Genomic DNA, 14,887 nt, shown 5'->3' on the forward strand with positions numbered 1-14,887 from the left:
ATGTCCGCACCCACGGACGTCCGGCGACCCCGGACGACCCCAGAACCCCCGAACGACCCGGCCGAACAGGTCGTCATCGACGTCCCCGCGAGCGAGCGGGGCGGCGAGCGACCCGGCACCGGAGCGGCGTCCGACCCCCGCGGCCGTGGCGCCACCCGCCGCTCCGTCCGCCGTGTCGGCGAGCAGCGCGACCGTGACGAGCGCGGCCGTGACGACCGCGAGCAGCTCCAGCGCCTGACCGGCACCGCCGCCACCGGTCGGTCCCGCGCCGACACCCGGGCCCACAGCCCGGTGATGGTGCTGATCGTGCTGCTGGCGACGCTCGGCGTCGTCACCTACGCGGTGTTCCTCCTCAACCCCGCGAACCGCGGCGACTTCCTGCCCTACGGCCTGGTCATCGTGGCGGAGAGCGTCCTCGTCGGGCAGTCGCTGCTGTCGATGTGGACGATCCTGTCCGGTGGCTCGGACCCCCGCGACTTCGCGTTCCACAACACCCAGGACACGATGTTCGACCTGGACGAGATCGACCGCGAGGGGCTCACGAACCGCAGCCACCTGTGGCCGATGCGGGTCCGTGGCAAGCGTGTCGTCGTCGACGTGTTCATCACGGTCTACGGCGAGGAGCTGACGAAGATCGCGGCCACCGTCGCCGCCGCAGTCGCGATGCGCGGCGAGCACCGCACCTGGATCCTCGACGACGGCCGGAGCGACGACGTGCGGGCCCTGGCGGACCGCCTCGGCGCGCGGTACGTCCGGCGCCTGTCCTCGAACGGCGCGAAGGCGGGCAACATCAACCACGCCCTGACCCTGGCGAAGGGCGACTACTTCGCGGTGTTCGACGCTGACTTCGTCCCCGGCAAGGACTTCCTGTTCGAGACCGTGCCGTTCTTCGCGGACGGGTCGATCGCGTTCGTGCAGACGCCGCAGACCTACGGCAACCTGCACAACCTCGTCTCCCGCGGCGCCGGCTACATGCAGACGGTGTTCTACCGCTTCATCCAGCCCGGCCGGAACCGCTTCAACGCGGCCTTCTGCGTCGGCACGAACGTCATCTTCCGTCGCGCCGCGATCGACGACGTCGGTGGCATCCACACCGACTCGAAGTCCGAGGACGTCTGGACGAGCCTGCACCTGCACGAGCGCGGCTGGAAGTCGGTCTTCATCCCGATGACCCTCGCGGTCGGTGACGCCCCCGAGACGATCGAGGCGTACAGCAAGCAGCAGCTCCGCTGGGCGACCGGCGGGTTCGAGATCCTGCTCACGCACTTCCCGTTCAACCCGAAGCGCAAGCTGACGATGGACCAGCGCCTGCAGTACTTCGTGACGGCGAGCTTCTACCTGACCGGCATCGTGCCCGGACTGCTGCTGCTCGTCCCGCCGCTCGAGATCTTCTTCGACCTCCGACCGATGAACATGTCGATCGGCGTGGGCGAGTGGGTGCTCTTCTACCTGGGCTTCTACCTCATGCAGGTCGTCCTGGCGTTCTACGCGCTCGGGTCGTTCCGCTACGAGACGCTGCTGCTCGCGGCGGTGTCGTTCCCGATCTACGCACGTGCGCTGTGGAACGTCCTCTGCGGGAAGGAGCAGGCGTGGCACGTCACCGGAGCCGGTCGAGGCCGGGCGCCGTCACCGTTCAACTTCATCGTGCCCCAGGTGCTCGTCTTCGTGTTCCTGTCCCTGACGAGCGTCGTCGCGATCTGGCGTGACGTCTCGAACGGACAACTGACCCTGGCGACCGCGTGGAACATCACGAACTCGCTCATCTTCGGCGCGTTCATCATCACCGCGTTCCGTGAGCAGTCGGCGAACCGTCGGGCGGCCCGCCAGGAGCGCGACGCCGACACCGCGCCGGTGCTCGTGCTCGCCGCCGCTGCCGGGCTCGAGCCCGCACCGGCCCTCCGGACCCAGGTGGTCCGACCCGACTCGCTGCAGCCCGCACGCGACGTGATCACCGCGAGTGCCGCCTCCGGCACCCCGACCCCCGTGGAGGTCGCCTCGTGACCTGGACCAACCGACTCCGTCTGTACGGCGGCATCCTCGTGGTGCTCGTCATCGTGGCGGCGTGCACGCTCGTCTTCAACCAGCGGCAGAGCGCCGTCGCCAGCACCTCGGCCGCGATCACCGCGCAGGAGTACGCCGTCGGCACCGACTACGGCGGGACCGTCACCGAGGAGTACGTCGAAGAGGGCGACACCGTCCAGGAGGGCGAGAAGCTGATGCAGGTCCAGAGCCTGCAGCTCGCCCAGGACATCCGGAAGGGCGTCGTCGGCGCGAACACGAAGACGAGCGCCTACGAGATCGCCCCGGACGGCCTCATCACGTTCAAGGCCGAGGTCTCCGGCACCGTCGCGAAGCTCGACGTGAAGGCCGGCGGCTACGTCCAGGCCGGTTCCGAGCTGGGGACCATCCACAAGTCCCAGAGCCTGTTCGTGACGTCGGAGTTCCTCGTCAGCGCCCGCGACTACGGACGGATCGCCGACGGCGCGACCGTGGACCTGCTCCTGCCGAACGACCGCTCGCTCGAGGGCAAGGTCAAGAACGTCAGCGTCGTCACCGACGGTGACGGCCAGGCGAAGACGACCGTGTCGGTGGAGAGTCCGGAGCTGTCGGCCTCGCCGTCCTCCGGTGTCACCAGCCCGGGCACGCCCGTTGATGCGACCCTGCACCTCCGCGACGACGGTCGTCTGTCAGGCGTCACCGACGGCTTCCGCGACTTCCTCCGGCAGATCGGCCTGTGACGGTGCGGTTCCGCGTCGGCGCCGTCGCCCTGGTGGCCGCGTCAGCACTCGTGCTCACCGCCTGCACCGGCACCGGCGGTGAGACCGGGACGGGAGGCTCCGACCGGGCCACCGGGATGGCGTCACCCTCCGTGGACGGTGCGGCCCAGCAGCGGGCCGTCGAGGCGCTCGGCTCGGTCACGAAGACCACCGCGGGCACGATGCGTCTCGCCGACGGCCTGGTCCCGCCCACGAACCGGTGGTTCTCCGGCCTCGTCCACGGCCCAGCGCCACAGCCCGTCTTCCCGACACCGATCTCGTGGCAGGTGACCGACGACGGGTTCGCCGCCGGCCTGCCCGTCGTCAGCGCGACCGAGAAGACGATCGCCGGCGGTGCCGTGCAGCAGGTCGGCCTGGACCTCGGTTCGGACCGCACCCTGGTGTCCGCGTACGACCAGGTGTCCGTCACGGTCGAGCACCGGAAGGGCTCCACCGTCCTCGGCCACACCGTGCTCGCGCAGGGCTCACCCCTCGTCTCGTACACCGCGGAGACCGCGCAGTCCGTCACCGCCACGGGGACGGTCTCCGACACGACCGACGGTCCGGACGGCACGACGACGGGCACCATCACCGCCGACGGCCGCACCTGGGGCGTCGTCACCACCGGTGACGTCAGCGGCAGTGGCATCCGCCTCGCCGCCGGCGGCTCGGTCGTGCTCTTCCCAGTGCCGGACGACGCCACCGCGAAGCAGGTCAGAGCGCTGTCCGTGGCCGCCGCGTCGCCCCTGACCGAGGTCACGATGGCCCGTTCGTCCACCGGCACCGCGTCCGACGGCGAGCAGCGGACCGCGCTCGGATACCGCACCGCCGCGAGGGGGAAGACCCTCATCGTGCCGCAACCCGGCCAGGGGACCACGGGCCTCAGCTGCACCGGACTGCACTACGCGACCATCACCGGGGACGCACCCGTCTGCACCGGTGAAGTGCTGCGGATCGCGGCACCGAGCCTCCCGGCCGCGGACCGGCTCGACCTGTCCGGCCTGACGTCGGCGCAGCGTGCCACCCTCGTCGCACAGGTCCGTGCGGACGCCGGCGGGGTGTCCGAGGCGTCCTTCGGCGCCGACAGCTACGGCGGCGGCAAGGACCTGTACCGGGTCGCGAACCTGTACCGGCTCGCCACACAGCTCGACCTGGACGACGTCGCCGCCGGCCTCAAGCAGCAACTCGTCGCGCAGATCGACCAGTGGACCGACCCCGACGGGTGTGGCGTCAGCGGCACCCGGTGCTTCGCCTACGACGACACCGTGAAGGGGCTCGTCGGACAGGCGCCCTCGTTCGGCTCGGACGAGTTCAACGACCACCACTTCCACTACGGGTACCTGCTGTCCGCAGCCGCCATCGTGGCGGACGGGTCGGACGACCTCGTCGTGAAGTGGAAGCCGGTCCTCGACCTGGTGGCGGATGACATCGCGTCCCCCGAGGCGACGAAGTCGTTCCCGGAGCTCCGCGTGTACGACCCGTACGCACAGCACTCCTGGGCCTCCGGGTACTCGCCGTTCGCGGACGGGAACAACCAGGAGTCGTCGTCCGAGGCGGTGTCGGCCTGGAACGGGCTCGCCCGCTGGGGACAGGTCTCCGGCTCCCGAGCCACCGAACGACTCGGCGACTGGCTGCTGGCGAACGAGGCTGCATCAGCGCGGCGCGATGTCCTCGACCCGGACCTGCGCACGTTCCCCGGGTTCCAGCACACCGTCGTCTCCCTGAACTGGGGCGGCAAGCGCGACCACGCCACCTGGTTCAGCGCGGACCCGGCGGCACCGGCCGGCATCGAGCTCATCCCGATGCCCGCCGTCGCCGCGGACTACGTGGCCGCCGGCGGCAAGCAGCAGATCGGGAAGGTGCTCGACGAAGCCGTCCCGGAGGGCGACTACGCGGTGCAGTTCGGTGACTACCTGCTCATGTACCGGGCGCTGGCGTCCGGCAGTCAGGCGAAGGCGGCGCTCGCCGTCGCCCGGGACCTGCCGGCGGAGGACATCGACACCGGCAACACCCGGTCGTACCTGCTCGCCTGGATCATGTCGCACGAGTAGCGCGAGTCGGTGTGCCGGAGCCACAGGACGCACTCCTGGGCTCCGGCACACCTGCGTCCGCCTACCGTCCACGCCATGACCATGCGCGCGAAGACCACTGCCACCCTCGTCGGCCTCGCCACCATCGGCATGCTGCTCGGCGGCTGCTCGAACGCCGGCGCCCAGAACGGCGACCCCGTGGCGAAAGTCCCGGGCTCGGAGGAGTCCGCCGCCCGCACGGACCCGGGTCAGCGCAACAGCGCCCCGTGCCAGGTCGCCTCGAGCGCTGCCGTCGACGCTGTGGACAAGGCGGTGGGGCCGCACGACAACACGGACGTCGCGAGCGTCACGAAGGGCGATGCCGGCTGGTACCTCGGCGTCTCGGTCGCCCCGAACCAGAGCGATGACCCCAACGACGACGAGGTCGCGATCTTCGGCACCGAGTCCGACCCCACCGCTGAGGACTTCGACGGCATGGTCGTGCCGGTGAACAAGGTCGCCGAGGACGTCGTTGCCGACGAGAGCACCGCGACCGCCGCGCCGTCCGACTTCTCCGAGACCTCGGACGCCGCGAAGCAGGTCCAGAGCTGCATCGTCGAGGCCGTCGACCACTGACCCACCGCCGGGGGCCCGGGCCGGACCGGGCTGCTCCGTCCGGCCCGGCTCAGGTCTGGCAGCGCGGGCACCAGTAGGTGTCCCGCAGGGTGAGTTCCGACTCGCCCAGATCCCCGGACCGCACCCGGGTCCCGCAGCGCAGGCACGGCTTGCCGGCTCGGTTGTAGACCCAGAAACGCTGTCCCGGCCGGTCGACGCCCGTGGTCACCCGGTTGCTCCGGTCGCGGTTCGCGACGATCAGCCGGGAGGCCATGGTCACCATCCGCGCCGGGTCCCGCACCTCGCTGACCGGCCGGGTGGGCAGCACGCCCCGCAGGAAGCAGAGCTCGTTCCGGTAGACGTTGCCGAGCCCCGCCATCACCCGCTGGTCGAGGAGCGCCAGCCCGACGGGCCGGTCCGGCTCCGCGGTGAGGTTCGCGAGGGCGACGTCGGGGTCCCAGTCCGGCCCGAGCAGGTCCGGTCCGAGGTGCCCGACGACCTCGGACTCCCGGTCGCGCGGCACGACCTCGAGGACACCGAGGGTGAAGCCCACGGTCGAGACGTCGGCGGCGTCGAGGACGACCCGTGCCTGGAACGCCGGCCGTCGCCAGCGCTCACCGGGAGCGTAGACGTCCCACCGACCCTCCATCTTGAGGTGCGAGTGCACGGTCAGATCGCCGATCCGGTGCAGCAGGTGCTTGCCGCGCGGGACGACTTCGTCCACGGTGCGGCCGACCAGGTCGAGCGTGGCGAACGCCGGCACCCGGAAGTCGCTGCGAGTGAGGACCTTGCCGGCCAGCGCGGTGTGCAGCCGTGCCGCGGCGCGGAAGACGGTGTCGCCCTCAGGCACGGTCCACCTCAAGCACGGAGTCGCAGCCCTTGCGGGGTGGCGGTGAAGCCGGCGGTGCGGAGGGCGTCGCCGAGCGGGGCCTCGAGCACGAAGACCCCGTCGACCCGTTCGACGGACAGCTTGCCGAGCCCGCTCCGGACGGTCGCCGCGATCGACGTGGCGGCTGCCGCCAGGTCGGCCGGGTCCTCCGTGAAGGTCAACACGCTCTTGCCGCCGCGCTCGACGTAGACGGCCAGCCGCCCGTCGACGAGCACGACGAGCGCACCGGCCTTGCGACCCGGACGGTGCCCGCGGGCACCGCCCTTCGCGGCGGCGGTGCTCACGCTGGTCTGTGCGACCGGCCCGACACCGGCTGCCGCGGGGTCGGCTGCGGTGGGGTCGTCGGGGTCGACCGCTGCGGCGTCGTGCGGCCATGGCAGGGCCGCACCGAAGGGGTTCGCCGGGTCGGTGGCGGACAGCGTCAGGGCTTCGCGTGCCCGGTCGGGGTCGGCGCGCTCCTCGTCGTCCAGGTCACGGGCGTACGTGCGGAGGCGGTCGACGGTCGGCCCGGTGGCGAACTGCGCGGCGCCGAGCCCCTCGACGAAGTACCCGCGTCGGGCGCGGCCGGACTCCTCGAACTTCGCCAGGACGCGGTAGACCCCGGCGAAGCCGCCCCGGACGCCCTCGACCTGGACGGCACCACGGGTGACGACGCCGTACCGCTCCAACAGCAGTTCGGCGGTCGCCGCCGCCCGGACGGTGGCGTCGGGTTCGGCGAGCGGCAGCAACGACCAGCGTCCGCCGACGTTCGGCGGACCGGACTGCGTCGGCAGCGTCGGGCGGCGCCGCCCCCGGTAGGCGCGGGTGCGCGGCGCGCTGGAGGACCGGGCCTTGCCGCCGAGCATCGCCCGGAGTGGCGCGAACGTGTCGTTGGTGATCTGGCCGGCCCAGACCAGGTCCCACAGCGCGGTGGTCAGGGCGGAGTCGTCGGTGCTGCCGACGGCCTGGCCGAGCTGCCGGAAGAAGTACGCGCCGCCGCCGGCGAGGGCGCCGAGGACGTCCCGCTGCAGCTCGGTGGTCTCGTCTCCCGCGGCCTCGGCGAGGGTGGTCGCGGCGGTCTCCGCGAGGTGCAGCCGGACCCAGCCGTCGTTGCCGGGCAGGGTGCCGCCGCCGGACCAGAGCACCTCGCCGGTGGCGGTCAGCTCGTCGAGCATGCTCGGGGCGTAGTCGGAGACGCGGGAGGGCAGCACGAGCGACTCCCACGAACTCGCCGGCAGGGCGACCCCGGAGAGCTGGTCGACGACCTGCAGCACGCCGTCGATGCCGCGCAGGCCGCCGCGCGCACCGGGCACGCGGACGTGCTGCCAGGCGGGCAGGAAGCGGGCCAAAGCGTCCGGGGCGACCGGCTCGACCTCGTGCCGGAGTGCCGCGAGCGACTTCGTGCGGATACGCCGGAGCACCTCGGAGTCGCACCACTCGGCGCCCTGGCGGTCCGGGCGGAACTCGCCCTCGACCAGGCGACGGTCGGCGGTCAGTCGGCGCAGCGTGTCCTGCACGACGGCGACGCCGAGGCCGAGGCGTGTTGCGGCCTCGTGCGCGCCGAACGGGCCGTGGCTGCGGGCGTACCGGCCGACCAGGTCCCCGAGCGGGTCCGCGACCGGCTCGACGAAGGCGGTGGGCACGCCGATCGGCAGCGGCACCCCGAGGGCGTCGCGGAGCCGGGAGGCGTCCTCGATCACGGCCCAGCGCGTGGCCCCGGCGTGCGAGAACGCCAGGACCCGACGGTCGCGCTCGAGTCCTCCGAGCGCCGTCCGGAGCGTTGCATGGGCGTCGGCCCGGTCGGTGGCCTCGGCCAGCCAGCTCCGGTCGACCAGCTCGTCGAGGTCCAGCGCACCGACGAGCCGCAGCACGTCGACCATGCCCTCGACATCGCGGGCGCGGCGGTCCGGGGAGAGTCGCTGCAGGTCGCGTTCGACGCTGTCGATGACGGCCGGGTCGAGGAGCTCACGGAGTTCCGCGCGACCGAGCAGTTCGCTGAGCAGGGTCGAGTCGAGCGACAGTGCGGCGGCCCGGCGTTCGGCGAGCGGGGAGTCGCCCTCGTACATGAACGCGGCGACGTACCCGAACAGCAGGGTGCGGGCGAAGGGCGAGGGCTGCTCGGTCTCGCTCTCGACCAGGCGGATCCGTCGTCGGGCGATCTCGTCCGCGATGCCGAGGAGGGCGGGGACGTCGTACACGTCCTGCAGCACTTCGCGCACGGTCTCGAGCAGGATCGGGAACGTCGGGTACTTCTGCGCCACCTCGAGCAGCTGGGACGCCCGCTGCCGCTGCTGCCAGAGCGGTGATCGGCGTCCGGGGTCACGGCGGGGGAGCAGGAGTGCGCGGGCCGCGCACTCGCGGAAGCGTGCGGCGAACAGCGCGGAACCGCCGACCTCGTCGGTGACGATCGTCTCGAGGTCGTCGCGCTCGAAGACGAACAGTTCCGCCCCGGGAGGCTCGGCGTCCGTCTCCGGGATCCGCACGACGATGCCGTCGTCCGCGGCCATGGCGCCGCCGTCGATCCCGTGCCGCTCGCGCAGTCGGGCAGCGACCGCGAGGGCCCATGGCGCGTGCACGGTCATGCCGTAGGGGGAGTGCAGGATGAGCCGCCAGTCGCCGAGTTCGTCGCGGAAGCGCTCGACGACGAGCGTGGTGTCGCTCGGCACGTGCCCGGTGGCGGCGCGCTGGTCGCGGAGGAAGGTGATGAGGTTCGTCACGGCACGCTCGTCCAGCCCGCCGGCGGCGACGCGGCTGCGGGCGTCCTCGTCGGACGCGGACTCCACTTCACGGACGAAGGCACCGGTGGCGCGACCGAGCTCGGCCGGTCGTCCCAACCCGTCGCCCTTCCAGAACGGCACCCGGCCGGGCTGTCCGAACGCGGGGCTGACCAGGACCCGGTCGTGGGTGATCTCCTCGATCCGCCAGCTGGTGGCACCGAGGGCGAAGACGTCGCCGACGCGGGACTCGTAGACCATCTCCTCGTCGAGTTCACCGACGCGGGAGGCCCGTTCACCGACCATGAAGACGCCGAACATGCCGCGGTCCGGGATCGTGCCGCCGCTCGTCACCGCCAGGCGCTGGGCCCCGGGACGTCCGGTGAGGGTGCCGTGCACGCGGTCCCAGACCAGGCGCGGCCGGAGTTCGGCGAACTCGTCGCTCGGGTAGCGGCCGGTGACCAGGTCGAGCGTGGCCTCGAACGCCGACCGGGGCAGGCTGCTGAACGGGGCACTGCGGCGGACGAGCTCGAACCAGTGCTCGACGTCGACGGTGTCGATGGCCCCGGCGGCGACGGTGTGCTGCGCGAGGACGTCGAGCGGGTTCGCGGGGACGGAGATCGACTCGATCTGCCCTGCGACCATCCGCTCGACGGTCACGGCGCTGTTGACCAGGTCGGCCCGGTGCTTCGGGAAGAGCACGCCGCGCGAGATCTCGCCGACCTGGTGCCCGGCACGGCCGACGCGTTGCAGGCCGCTCGCCACCGAGGGTGGTGCCTCCACCTGGATGACGAGGTCGACCTCGCCCATGTCGATGCCGAGTTCGAGCGAACTGGTGGCCACCACACATCGGAGTCGCCCGGACTTCAGGTCGTCCTCGATGATCGCGCGCTGGTCCTTCGACACCGAGCCGTGGTGCGCACGGGCGAGCACCGGGACGGTCCGGTCGGAGCCACCGCCGTCGGTCTGGCCGGACCCACCGATCAACTGCGCGGGCGGACGCGTCGGGGCCGGTCGCGCCGCTGGTCGGGCAGCGGGCAGGTCGTCGTCCTCGGGCACGACCCCCGCGGGGACCAGGACCCCGTCGCCGGCTGCGGCCAGGGCCCGTTCCTCGTGGATCTCGTTGAGTCGAGCGGTCAGCCGTTCGGCGAGCCGCCGGGAGTTGGCGAAGACGATCGTCGCCCGGTGCTGTTCGACCAGGTCGACGACGGATTCCTCGACGTGCGGCCAGATCGACCCGTTCGTCGGCCCGGAGGTCGCGTCCGCCCCGACCGGCGGTGCGCCGAGTTCGGTCATGTCGTCGACCGGCACGACCACGCGCAGGTCGAAGGTCTTCTGCGCGGGCGGGGCGATGATCTGCACGGGAGCTCGACCGCCGAGGAACCGGGCGACCTCTTCGGCGGGGCGGACCGTCGCCGACAACCCGATGCGCTGCACGGGCTTCTCGAGCAGGTCGTCGAGGCGCTCGAGGGAGACGGCGAGGTGGGCGCCGCGCTTCGACGCCGCGACCGCGTGCACCTCGTCCACGATGACCGTGTCGACGTTCACCAGGGTCTCGCGCGCCTTCGACGTCAGCATCAGGTAGAGGGACTCGGGCGTGGTGATGAGGATGTCCGGTGGCAGTCGGAGCAGCTTCTGTCGGTCGGACGAGGGGGTGTCACCGCTCCGCACGCCGACGGTGACGTCCGGCGGTTCGAGGCCGAGCCGCTTGGCCGTCTGGGTGATCCCGACGAGCGGCGAGCGCAGGTTCCGCTCGACGTCGACGCCGAGCGCCTTGAGCGGTGAGACGTAGAGCACCCGGGTGCGCTGCTTGGCGGGCGGGGTGTCCGACGCCGAGATCAGCCGGTCGATCGACCACAGGAACGAAGCCAGGGTCTTGCCGGAGCCCGTCGGGGCGATGACCAGAGCGTGCTGCCCGGTGGAGATGGCGTCCCACGCCCCGGCCTGCGCAGCCGTCGGTTCGCGGAAGGCCCCTCGGAACCACTCGGCGGTGGCGGGGGAGAAGCGCTCGAAGACGTCCGTCATGGTCCGCTCCATCCTGCTCCTGACCACCGACAGGAGGCCATGCGGATCGATGCTTGACAACGAGAACACCAACGATCTATCGTTACAGCATCGCGAGCGGTCTTGGACCCATCGCGAACCAACTTCACGAAAGGAGTCGTCATGCGCCCCATGAACGACGAGAACAGTTCCACGTCCCCCCGCGACCCCTTCGGTCGCGGCTCCCGCGGGCCGCGCTTCGGCAGCGCCCGACAGCACCACGGTGCCGGGTTCCCCGGCCGTGACCACGGTGACCACGAACACGGCCGCGGTGGCCGGGGCTTCGGTCCCGGCTTCGGCGGCCCGGGGTTCGGCGGACCGGGCTTCGGCCCCGGGTTCGGCGGCGGCTTCGGTCCGGGCTTCGGCCCCGGCCGCGAGCGCCGTCGCCGCGGCGACGTCCGCCTCGCCATCCTCGGGCTCCTCGCCGAGGGCCCGCAGAACGGCTACGCCGTCATCAAGACGATCGCCGAGCGCACCGGCGGCGCCTGGAAGCCCAGTCCCGGCTCGGTCTACCCGACGCTCCAGCAGCTCGTCGACGAAGAGCTCGTGGTCTCCACGGGCGACGGTCGGAAGACCCTGTTCGAGCTCACCGACGCCGGTCGGGCCGAGGCCGAGGCCAAGGCCGACGAGATCGCCGCCGCGTGGGAGTCCACGCCCGGCATGCCGGACTCGCAGCGCGAGTTCTTCGAGGCCCTCCGGAAGCTCGTGGGCGTGGTCCACGTGTTCCGCACGAGCGCGACCGAGGAGCAGACGAAGGCCGCCACCGAGAAGATCGACGGCCTGCGCCGCGACCTGCTCCAGGTCCTCAGCGACTGAGCGGTCCGCACCGCAGCACCACAGTCCGGGCGGGAGGCTCGTTGCCAGCTGGCAACAGGCCTCCCGTCCGTTCGTCGCGAGCGGTCGGTGTCCACAGAAGCCGCGCCGGGGGCCGTTTCCGCGACCGGGCCTGGTAGGAACGGTGCATGTCCTCGCTGCGCACCCCCGATCCCGATCCCGACTCCGGCTCCGGCTGGCTGTCGGACGAGGAGCTCGCGTCCGTCCGCCGTCGTCTCCCGATCACCTACGTCGAGGCGGTGCCGGTGCGCCTGGACGGCCTCGGGGTCGTGACCGAGGTCGGGGTGCTGCTGCGGGTGTCGCCGAGCGGGTCGATCGCCCGGACGCTGGTCTCCGGCCGCGTGATGTACGGCGAGTCGATCCGCACCGCACTGTTCCGCCACCTCGAGAAGGACCTCGGGCCGATGGCGTTCCCGCAGCTGCCGGCGAGCCCGAACCCCTTCACGGTCGCCGAGTACTTCCCGCTGCCCGGAGCCTCGGTCTACACGGACGAGCGGCAGCACGCGATCTCCCTGGCGTACGTCGTCCCCGTCACCGGGACGTGCGAGCCGCGGCAGGACGCCCTCGAGCTCACCTGGATGAGCCCGATGGAGGCCGCGTCCGACGCTGTCGCGGACGAGATGGAGGGCGGTCGCGGCACGCTCCTCCGCGCCGGCCTCGCCTCGGTCGGCGCGCTGCACTGACCGCTGGGACGCGTCCGGGCCCATGAACGACGAAGCCCATGAACGACGAAGCCCACGAACGACGAAGCCCCCGGATCCGATCGGATCCGGGGGCTTCGCAGCGTGGTACGAGACCGGCTTCGTTACTTGTCGTTCTTGAAGCTGTCAGCGACGCCGTGGGCTGCGTCCTTCACGTCCGTGACGCCCTGCTTGGCCGAGGCCTTGCCCTGGTCGGTCTGACCCTCGGCCTTCAGGCGGTCGTTGTCCGTGGCGTTGCCGAAGCCTTCCTTGGCCTTGCCAGCCGCCTTCTCAGCGGCGTTCTTGATGTCTTCGATCCCAGCCATGTGCGCTCCTCTCGACAACGGAAAGTTCCCCGACGGCTGCTCGCGCACCCGCCGGTGACCAGAACCGTACGCGCGCGATCCGCGCGCTTCGGAGGAAGCGTCCAGGACCGGGGTCAGCGGCCGGAGCCGGCCGGACGGGAGGCGCGGCGCGAGCCACCACGACGGCCTGCGGGAGCAGCGTCGTCGCGCGGGGCACGGCCGGCGCTGTAGCCGCCGTCCGAGGACCAGACCGACGCCGAGCCACCGCGGGTGGTGTCGGAACCGGCACGGCGCGGGGCACCGCCACGCTGACCGGCCGAGGCGCCACGACGGTCGTCACGACCGGCGCCCTCGGCGCGACCGCCACGGCGTGCGCCGGAACCGGTCGACTCGGAACCGGCGGCGGAACGACCGGCGGAGGACGAGCCTCCAGACCGGCCACCGGTGCCACCGGCGGGGGCGCCACGACCACGCGAGCGGCCACGGCCCTGGCCGGCGGCGTCACCGGACGACTGGCGGCGCGGCTGCTGCTGCTGGGGCGCCGGGGTGGTGTCCTCGCGGTACGGGGCGACCTCGCCGACGAGCTCGGTGACGGCCGCGGAGGTCGCGGTGACGTGCTGCGGGGTGACCTTGATCGCGGCGGCACGCATCATCTGCGCGACGTCGCGACGCTCGGCGGGCATCGTCACGGTGACGACGTCACCTGACGAACCGGCACGGGCGGTGCGGCCGGAGCGGTGCAGGTACGCCTTGTGCTCGGTCGGCGGGTCGACGTGCACGACGAGCTCGACGGCGTCGACGTGCACACCGCGGGCGGCCACGTCGGTCGCGACGAGGACCAGCGCGTCGCCGGAGGAGAACCGGGCGAGGTTCCGCTCGCGGGCACCCTGCGACAGGTTGCCCTGCAGGTCGACGGCCGGGATGCCCTGGCTGGAGAGCTGCTTGGCGAGGCGCTTGGCGTGGTGCTTCGTGCGCATGAAGAGGATGCGACGGCCGGTGCCGGAGGCGAGGGCCTTGACCAGGTCCTTCTTGGCGTCGGCGTCCGCGACCTCGAAGAGGTGGTGGGTCATCGCCTCGACGGGGCTGTTCTCGTCGTCGACCGAGTGCATCACCGGGTCGTGCAGGAACTTCTTGACGAGCTTGTCCACGCCGTTGTCGAGCGTGGCGGAGAACAGCAGACGCTGGCCCTTGACCGGGGTCGCCTGCATGATCTTGGTGACGCCGGGCAGGAAGCCCATGTCCGCCATGTGGTCGGCCTCGTCGAGGACGGTGACCTCGATGGCGTCCAGGTGCACGTGGCCCTGCTGCATGAGGTCCGCCAGGCGGCCCGGGCAGGCCACGACGATGTCGACGCCGCGGTTCAGTGCCTCGACCTGACGGCCCTGACCCACACCACCGAAGATGGTCGTCGTGTTCAGGCCCATCGCCTTGGCGAGGGGGGCGAGGGTCGCGTCGATCTGCGTCGCGAGCTCGCGGGTCGGTGCGAGCACGAGGGCGCGGGGGCGACCGGCGCGACGGTTGCGGGCCGACGCGGCGAGACGGGCGGCGAGGGGGATCGCGAAGGCGATCGTCTTGCCGGAACCCGTGCGGCCGCGGCCGAGCACGTCCTTGCCCTTGAGGGAGTCGGGCAGGGTGTCGACCTGGATCGGGAAGGCGTTCTCCTTGCCCTGGGCGACGAGGACGTCGACCATCGGCGTGGGGACACCGAGGTCGGCGAACCGGACGTCGGTGCTGTCAGCACTCTGGGTGGTGTTCTGGGTGGTCATGGTGACCTCTCGGGCCCGTGAGGGCCGGAAGGGCGCGCGGTCGAGGCCGGCGCGGGCGGGAGCGCATCCGCTCAGCGGTCCGGGTCCGGGAGGACGTCGGCGCTGGAGTGCGGGTGCTGTCGCCGCAGCAGAGAGCCTGGCACCGGGATCTGCGCCACCGGACGGGTTCCGGGGCGAGGGTGGTGCACGATACACATCGGTGTCGGTTCCGCGGGAGTCACGTGGACTCGTGCGGGACACCGGGAGGTTTCGGGGGCGTCCGTACGACGCACGAGGCGATCGGTGCCTCGAGTGGTC

General features: G+C 72.0%; 10 protein-coding genes. 6 read left to right on the forward strand and 4 right to left on the reverse strand.

Features of this window, described 5'->3' with window-relative positions:
- The 4 genes from DEI89_RS08780 (at position 1) to DEI89_RS08795 (ending at position 5,401) form a co-directional block, all read left to right on the forward strand.
- The gene (locus DEI89_RS08780) at positions 1–2,001 is read left to right on the forward strand and encodes a cellulose synthase catalytic subunit (RefSeq protein WP_258366180.1); all 2,001 of its coding nucleotides are present in this window, start codon (positions 1–3) and stop codon (positions 1,999–2,001) included.
- The gene (locus DEI89_RS08785; protein WP_110903663.1) at positions 1,998–2,738 is read left to right on the forward strand and encodes an HlyD family secretion protein; all 741 of its coding nucleotides are present in this window, start codon (positions 1,998–2,000) and stop codon (positions 2,736–2,738) included. The genes DEI89_RS08780 and DEI89_RS08785 overlap by 4 nt, the downstream gene beginning before the upstream one ends.
- Positions 2,735–4,807: a glycosyl hydrolase gene (locus DEI89_RS08790; RefSeq protein WP_110903664.1), complete on the forward strand. Its 2,073-nt coding sequence runs from the start codon at positions 2,735–2,737 to the stop codon at positions 4,805–4,807. Before DEI89_RS08785 ends, DEI89_RS08790 begins: the two co-directional genes overlap by 4 nt.
- Before the next feature lie 75 nt (positions 4,808–4,882).
- A complete protein-coding gene (locus tag DEI89_RS08795; RefSeq protein ID WP_110903665.1) occupies positions 4,883–5,401 on the forward strand; it encodes a hypothetical protein in 519 nt (172 codons plus the stop codon).
- A 49-nt stretch (positions 5,402–5,450) separates the two neighbouring features.
- Here the strand turns inward: DEI89_RS08795 and DEI89_RS08800 are convergent, their stop codons facing one another.
- Positions 5,451–6,230, reverse strand: a complete 780-nt coding sequence (locus DEI89_RS08800) for an Fpg/Nei family DNA glycosylase (protein WP_110903666.1) — start codon at positions 6,228–6,230, stop codon at positions 5,451–5,453.
- 8 nt (positions 6,231–6,238) lie between these two features.
- Positions 6,239–10,987: an ATP-dependent helicase gene (locus DEI89_RS08805; RefSeq protein ID WP_110903711.1), complete on the reverse strand. Its 4,749-nt coding sequence runs from the start codon at positions 10,985–10,987 to the stop codon at positions 6,239–6,241.
- A gap of 150 nt (positions 10,988–11,137) precedes the next feature.
- Here DEI89_RS08805 and DEI89_RS08810 point away from each other — a divergent pair, with 150 nt between their 5' ends.
- The gene (locus DEI89_RS08810) at positions 11,138–11,821 is read left to right on the forward strand and encodes a PadR family transcriptional regulator (protein ID WP_375537614.1); all 684 of its coding nucleotides are present in this window, start codon (positions 11,138–11,140) and stop codon (positions 11,819–11,821) included.
- A 146-nt stretch (positions 11,822–11,967) separates the two neighbouring features.
- A complete protein-coding gene (locus DEI89_RS08815; RefSeq protein WP_110903668.1) occupies positions 11,968–12,522 on the forward strand; it encodes an NUDIX hydrolase family protein in 555 nt (184 codons plus the stop codon).
- Positions 12,523–12,644: 122 nt separating this feature from the next.
- On the opposite strand, the gene DEI89_RS08820 is transcribed toward DEI89_RS08815, so the two are convergent.
- Both DEI89_RS08820 and DEI89_RS08825 read right to left on the reverse strand, forming a co-directional pair.
- Positions 12,645–12,845, reverse strand: a complete 201-nt coding sequence (locus DEI89_RS08820; protein WP_110824283.1) for a CsbD family protein — start codon at positions 12,843–12,845, stop codon at positions 12,645–12,647.
- 113 nt (positions 12,846–12,958) lie between these two features.
- Positions 12,959–14,590 (reverse strand): DEAD/DEAH box helicase, encoded by a 1,632-nt coding sequence (locus DEI89_RS08825; RefSeq protein WP_110903669.1) that lies wholly within the window; start codon positions 14,588–14,590, stop codon positions 12,959–12,961.
- Positions 14,591–14,887 lie beyond the last annotated feature (297 nt).

Source organism: Curtobacterium sp. MCBD17_030, from assembly GCF_003224255.1.
Classification (GTDB): domain Bacteria; phylum Actinomycetota; class Actinomycetes; order Actinomycetales; family Microbacteriaceae; genus Curtobacterium.

Bases quoted from the DNA above. Each gene is read 5' to 3' on its own strand.
- DEI89_RS08780 (WP_258366180.1), top strand. From the start codon at position 1: ATGTCCGCACCCACGGACGTCCGGCGACCCCGGACGACCCCAGAACCC.
- DEI89_RS08795 (WP_110903665.1), top strand. From the start codon at position 4,883: ATGACCATGCGCGCGAAGACCACTGCCACCCTCGTCGGCCTCGCCACC.
- DEI89_RS08805 (WP_110903711.1), bottom strand. From the start codon at position 10,987: ATGACGGACGTCTTCGAGCGCTTCTCCCCCGCCACCGCCGAGTGGTTC.
- DEI89_RS08810 (WP_375537614.1), top strand. From the start codon at position 11,138: ATGAACGACGAGAACAGTTCCACGTCCCCCCGCGACCCCTTCGGTCGC.
- DEI89_RS08815 (WP_110903668.1), top strand. From the start codon at position 11,968: ATGTCCTCGCTGCGCACCCCCGATCCCGATCCCGACTCCGGCTCCGGC.
- DEI89_RS08820 (WP_110824283.1), bottom strand. From the start codon at position 12,845: ATGGCTGGGATCGAAGACATCAAGAACGCCGCTGAGAAGGCGGCTGGC.
- DEI89_RS08825 (WP_110903669.1), bottom strand. From the start codon at position 14,590: ATGACCACCCAGAACACCACCCAGAGTGCTGACAGCACCGACGTCCGG.